Source organism: Pseudomonas endophytica (assembly GCF_001411475.1).
Lineage (GTDB): Bacteria > Pseudomonadota > Gammaproteobacteria > Pseudomonadales > Pseudomonadaceae > Aquipseudomonas > Aquipseudomonas endophytica.
Genome location: NZ_LLWH01000076.1, coordinates 1 through 6,099 on the forward strand (window position 1 = coordinate 1; position 6,099 = coordinate 6,099).

4 protein-coding genes are annotated in these 6,099 nt (G+C 58.2%); 2 read left to right on the forward strand and 2 right to left on the reverse strand.

Annotation, left to right across the window (positions count from 1 at the left end):
• Together pfkB and ptsP are read right to left on the reverse strand one after the other, a co-directional pair.
• On the reverse strand, positions 1-937 hold a 937-nt coding region (gene pfkB / locus AQS70_RS06780), incomplete at its 3' end, for a 1-phosphofructokinase (RefSeq protein ID WP_055102121.1).
• Positions 937-3,801: a phosphoenolpyruvate--protein phosphotransferase gene (gene ptsP, locus AQS70_RS06785; protein WP_055102122.1), complete on the reverse strand. Its 2,865-nt coding sequence runs from the start codon at positions 3,799-3,801 to the stop codon at positions 937-939. The genes ptsP and pfkB, both read right to left, overlap by 1 nt.
• 341 nt (positions 3,802-4,142) lie before the next feature.
• Between ptsP and cra the strand changes: the two genes are divergently transcribed.
• A complete protein-coding gene (gene cra, locus AQS70_RS06790; RefSeq protein ID WP_055102123.1) occupies positions 4,143-5,132 on the forward strand; it encodes a catabolite repressor/activator in 990 nt (329 codons plus the stop codon).
• A gap of 7 nt (positions 5,133-5,139) precedes the next feature.
• The gene (locus tag AQS70_RS06795) at positions 5,140-5,925 is read left to right on the forward strand and encodes a TatD family hydrolase (RefSeq protein ID WP_055102124.1); all 786 of its coding nucleotides are present in this window, start codon (positions 5,140-5,142) and stop codon (positions 5,923-5,925) included.
• Positions 5,926-6,099 lie beyond the last annotated feature (174 nt).

Sequence of the window (6,099 nt, forward strand, 5' to 3'; positions counted from 1 at the left end):
TTGCCAAGGCGCGAACATTAACGCCGCTTTCGAGCGTCGCTAACTGCAGCGTATCGCTGATTCCAAAACCGATCTGGGTGACCGCCATCGCTGCAATTGCGGTGGCAGTGCGTAAGGTCTGCTCCGGGCTATGGCCGCTTAACAGGCCGTGCATCATGCCGGCCAGCAGTGAATCGCCCGCGCCAACCGTGCTCGCCACGCGTACCTTGGGTGGCACCGCTTGCAGGGTTTGGATCCCACGACTGAACCAGTTCACACCGTCAGCCCCGTGAGAAATCACAACGTGCGAAATGCCGTAGGTCTGTAATTGAGTCGCGGCGGCCACTTGTGAATCTACGCTGCTGATCGTGCAGCCCAGCGCTGTACTGAGTTCTTCGGCATTCGGTTTGACCAGCCAAGGCCCAGCACTCAAGCCTTCCTTCAAGGCATCACCGCTGGTGTCCAAAATAACCTTTAAGCCGAGCGCTTTAAGGCGAAGCACCAGTTCACGTAGCCACTGCGCAGTGACGCCAAGTGGCAAACTACCCGCCACCACCACGGCGTCGTGGCTGGCCGCAATCTGATCGAGCTTGTCGAGCAACGCCTGTTGCGCCAAGTCACTGACCTGCGGGCCAGGGCCGTTAATGTCGGTGACTCGCCCATCGTCTTCAGCGAGCTTGATGTTGCTGCGGGTTTCGCCTGGCACACGAATAAACGCGTCAGCAAAGCCACGGCGCGTAAACAAAGCCTCAAACGCTTGTTGATTGTCTTCGCCCAGAAACCCGCTGACTGTCAGCGAGTGCCCCAGATCGGCCAGTACTTGGGCCACATTGAGCCCTTTGCCCGCTGCATGGCAGAGCAATGCCTGGCTACGGTTAACTTCGCCGGTTTCGAGTTGCGGCACGCGTACGGTCAAGTCCAATGCCGGATTCAGGGTGATCGTTAGAATACTGGCCATCACAGCGCCTCTACTAAAGCACGGACTTCGTCTGGGCTGCCGACGCTCAGGGCCTGTGCGGCCAGGGTTTTAAGACGTTCCATGTTCAATTCACGTACCCGCGCTTTAACTTCAGGAATACTGCGTGCCGAAACACTGAGTTCGTCCACCCCCATCCCCACCAGCACCGGCACCGCCAAAGGGTCCGCCGCCAGTTCACCGCACACGCCGACCCACTTGCCGTGGGCATGAGCTGCACGCACGGTCATGTCGATCAATTGCAAGACCGCCGGATGCAGGCCGTCCGCCTGAGCCGACAAAGTCGGGTGGCCACGGTCGATGGCCAGTGTGTACTGAGTCAAATCGTTAGTGCCTACACTGAAGAAGTCGACTTCTTTAGCCAGCACCGGCGCTAACAAGGCCGCGGAGGGAACTTCGACCATGATTCCCAACTGCAAGTCCGACACTGGAATCTCCAAGCGCAAACGCTCGGTCATGTCTCGCGCAGCGCGCCACTCCTCTACGCTACCGACCATTGGGAACATGATGCGCAGCGGGCGGTTGTCAGCCGAGCGCAACAAGGCACGCAGTTGGCTTTCCATGATCTGTGGGCGCTGCAAGGTCAGACGAATGCCGCGCACGCCGAGAAACGGGTTTTCTTCTTTCTCAATCGGCCAATAGGGCAGCGGTTTGTCGCCGCCCACGTCTAGCGTGCGCACCACCAAAGGTCGCCCTTGCAGATCGTCCAGTACCCGGCGGTACTCGGCTTCCTGAGTGGCTTCATCAGGTGCTTGAGGGTGAGCCATAAAAATCAGCTCGGTACGCAGCAGGCCAATGCCCTCAGCCCCCTGCTCAACCGCACTGGCAACGCCTTTGCTATCGCCGATGTTGGCAAACACTTCGACCGCGTGCCCGTCCAAGGTGATAGCGGTTTCATGGCGCAACTCGCCAGCGGCCAACAACCGCTGTTCACGGCTGTCGCGCTCGTCCTTCGCGCGCTGCAAGGCATCCGCATCGGGCGCCACGTGCAAGCGACCACGCTGGCCATCAATCAACAGTTGCGTGCCGGGCGCCAGCAACAACACCGCGTCACCCGCGCCAACCAAGGCCGGAATGCCCAAGGCTCGGGCGACGATCGCGCTGTGTGCCGTGGCCCCGCCGCGAGCGGTCAAAATGCCGGCCACCCGCGCGGGGTCCAGACGTGCCACATCCGAAGGGCCGACTTCATCCATCACCAGCACATAAGGCTGATCGGGTTCGACTAGGGTTTCGACGCCACATAACTGCGCCAGTACTCGACGGCCAATGTCACGCAAATCTGCCGCGCGCTCGGCCAGCAACGCATCCTGCAATGACTCCTGCTGGCGAGCAGCCGCTTCAATCACCGCCATCCACGCGGCTTCAGCGCTTTCGCCCTGCTTAAGCCGCGAGTCGACTTCATCGGTCAATTCCGGGTCATCGAGCATTTCTTGGTGAGTGATAAAAATTTCGCGGATGGCCTTGGACTGGCTGCGTTGGATCAGCGTCTCGATGTCTTGGCGCACGTCATTGACGGCGTTTTGTAAGCGCCCACGCTCAACCGCTGCCGACTCGCCACGCAACGGATAATCAAAGTCGTGCAGCACCTGAATGTGCGCTGGGCCGATGGCAATGCCCGGTGAGGCCGCGACCCCATGAATCACGCTGCCCGCAATCGGTGCGGTGAGAATCTTCGCTGCTTGGGCTTCGACAGGTGCAGGTTCGGAGTGCAGCGGTAGAGGTTCGACTTCTTCGCCCAACCCTTGCTCTACGGCGGCCAAAATAGCGGGCAAAGCATCATTGGCAATCGTCGGCTCTGCGACAAACTCCAGTACCTGACCACGGCGGGCGCCGAGGCTGAGCAGTTTGCTCAAGCTCTTGGCAGACACGGCGCTGGTTTCTTGGCCATCAAGAATGCGTACTCGAATGTCGCCCTCAAAGCCTTTAGCCAATTGCGCGAGGATTTTTGCCGGGCGGGCGTGCAAACCGTGGGCGTTGGCCAAGGTGATACGGGCACTCGGCCAATCAGCCGGTAGCTCGCCTCCCAAGGCCTCAAGCACTGCACGCCGGCTGGTGGCTCGCCCCAGTTCATGGCCGCGCCCTTCAATAAGGAGTGAACATAAGCGCTCAAGCAACGCCTGATGGGCCTCGCCCAAGCTGGCCAGACAGAACAGGCCGCTGAGGGGTTGGCCTAAATAGCGAATTGGCTTGTCTGGCGTGACAAACGCCAGCCCCGGACGCTTGACTGTTTGCTCGCTGTGCAACCACCACAAGCCGTCGCCCAGCGGTAGAGCCTCTGCTTGTTGCAAGACAGCGGCAAAGCCGTTGCTCACGCAGTCGGCTTGGCGCAGCAAACGCGCGCCCCGCCACACCAACTCTTCGAAGTCATCGGCTGACACGCCAAGCCCAATCATCTGCGCGTCAAGCGCCAGTTCTTGCGGCGCGCCTTGCAACAGTTTAAGCAACGCCTCTGGTGAACTGGCGCGCCGTAGGGCCTCGCCTAAGTCAGTTTCGCCCAGCGCTCGGGTCAACAGTTGCAACAACCGTAGGTGTTCATCGGATTTGGCCGCAATGCCAATCGCCAAGTAGACGAGGTGGCCATCACCCCAATCCACCCCCTGTGGAAACTGCAACAGACGCACGCCAGTGGTGTGCACCAAATCGCGGGTTTCAGGCGTGCCATGGGGGATAGCAATACCTTGCCCCAAAAAGGTTGAGCCCTGAGCCTCACGCGCTTGCAAGCCATTCAGATAACCTTCGGCCACCAAACCGTCAGCGACCAGTTTATCGGCGAGTAAATGCAGCGCCGCAGACTTATCCACAGCCGTTTGGCCCATGGAAATCTGCTCTATGGTGAGCTCGAGCATGCGTTCTCCTTTTCCGACGCTCAACGGCGCACGGTATTGTTTTGATTTATGTCAGCTTAGGTTGCTCTCCCCTAAGTGTGTCGACAGGTGTGTGGCAAGCACCCTGACGGCGTAGGAAAACACCACAAATTACGTAAGCTGAAACGTTTAATCTAGAAAGGACGGCACGTTACTTCATAATTGCTCGCGCTTGAAGCCCAACCTGTCGGTTTGATCGAAGTCAACCGAAGGATATTGCAAAAAAAAACAGTGACTACAAGGCAGGCGATGATCGACTGCCGTAATCGGTTAGGATTGACCACAATGTCGACACGTACTACAAAAAATAAGGAATTTTCGGCGTGAAGCTCAGTGATATCGCACATTTGGCAGGGGTTTCGGTGACAACAGCCAGCTATGTCATCAACGGCAAGGCTGAGCAGCAGCGTATTAGCAGCAGCACGGTCGAACGTGTTCGAGCTGTCGTCGAGGCGCATGGTTTTACCCCCAACCCACAAGCCGCGGGGCTGCGTAGCCGACACACGCGCACGCTAGGGTTCATCCTCCCGGATCTCGAAAACCCCAGTTATGCCCGCATCGCCAAGCAGCTTGAGCAAGGCGCCCGCGCTCGCGGCTATCAGCTCTTGATCGCCAGCTCCGATGACGCGCCTGATAGCGAGCGCCAACTGCTCAAACTATTTCGTGCCCGCCGCTGTGACGCGTTGTTTGTGGCCAGTTGCCTGCCACCCGAGGATGACAGCTATCGCCAACTGCAAGATCTGGGCATGCCAATCATTGCGATTGACCGAACCCTTGAACCTGCGCGCTTTTGCTCAGTGATCAGCGATGACTGTGAAGCCAGCCTGCAACTGACCCGCAGCCTTTTGAAGCCAATGCCACGGCAAATTGCATTGATCGGTGCCCGCCCCGAGCTGAGCATCAGCCAGGCACGTGCTGCCGGTTTTAAACAGGCCCTGGAAGGTTTTGAGGGCGATATCCTGATCGAACACGGCGCTGCATTCAGCCGCGAATGCGGACGACAAATCATTGATGAGTTACTCGCTCGTTTGGGGCATTTTCCTGAAGCGTTGGTAACGACCTCTTACGTCCTGCTGCAAGGTATGTTCGATGCATTGCTTGAGCACCCAGACCAAAAACCGCCTCTGCGCCTCGCCACCTTTGGTGACACTCAGTTGCTGGATTTCTTGCCGCTGCCAGTGAATGCCATGGGCCAACAGCACCAGTTAATCGCCGCAAAAGCACTGGATCTCGCGTTGGCGGCCATTGAAGAACGACGCTATGAACCAGGTATTCAGGCTATTGCCCGAACCTTTAAGCAGCGCATTCAGTAGGTCCGATATGCCGTTGATTGATACCCACACCCACCTAGATTTTCCGGATTTCGACCCCGACCGCACGTCAGTACTGGCGCGCAGCCGCGCGCTGGGGGTGGGGAAAATGGTGGTATTGGGGGTGTGTCAGGCTAATTGGCAGCGATTGTGGGAATTAGTCCAAACAGACCGTCAGCTCTATGCCGCCTTTGGCTTGCACCCGGTGTACCTCGATCAGCATCAGCCTCAGCATGTCCGTGAGCTTGAGGCATGGCTCGATCGTCTGGCGGGGCATCCACAGCTGTGTGCGGTCGGCGAAATTGGTCTCGATTACTGGTTGCCTGAACTGGATCGTGAAGCTCAGCAGCAGGTGTTCGAAGCACAATTAACACTGGCGGCTGAAGCCAAGCTTCCGGCTTTGCTGCATGTACGTCGCAGCCATGCGCCAGTGATCGCCACTTTGAAGCGTTTTCGACTACAGCGTGGCGGGGTAATTCATGCTTTTGCGGGCAGCCGTGAAGAGGCTCGGGAATACATAAAGCTAGGCTTCAAATTAGGGCTGGGAGGCGCCCCGACTTGGCCACAGGCATTGCGTTTACGCAAAGTCATCGCCGATTTGCCGCTAGAGTCTATCGTGCTGGAAACCGACTCGCCGGACATGGCCCCGTCTATGTACCCGAATCAGCGTAATAGCCCGGAGCATCTGCCTGCCATTTGCGAGGCATTGGCGCTGGCGATGGGCATTAGCGCCCCCGAGTTGGCCGCGGCCAGCACAGCAAATGCTTGCGAATTGTTTGGCTGGGAAGCTCAATAATTTCTGTAGCTGCCGAAGGCTGCGATCTGTTGATCGTTAAAAACAAAAGATCGCAGCCTGCGGCAGCTCCTACGCAATGGACTGCCCCCCAAAAGTTGGACAGGTTAGCTAGCAATCTGCGCAGCCCGGGTCCTGTACTCCACAGGGCTTAGGTTGTTGAGCGTCAGTTTGATG

Bases quoted from the DNA above. Each gene is read 5' to 3' on its own strand.
- ptsP (WP_055102122.1), bottom strand. From the start codon at position 3,801: ATGCTCGAGCTCACCATAGAGCAGATTTCCATGGGCCAAACGGCTGTG.
- AQS70_RS06795 (WP_055102124.1), top strand. From the start codon at position 5,140: ATGCCGTTGATTGATACCCACACCCACCTAGATTTTCCGGATTTCGAC.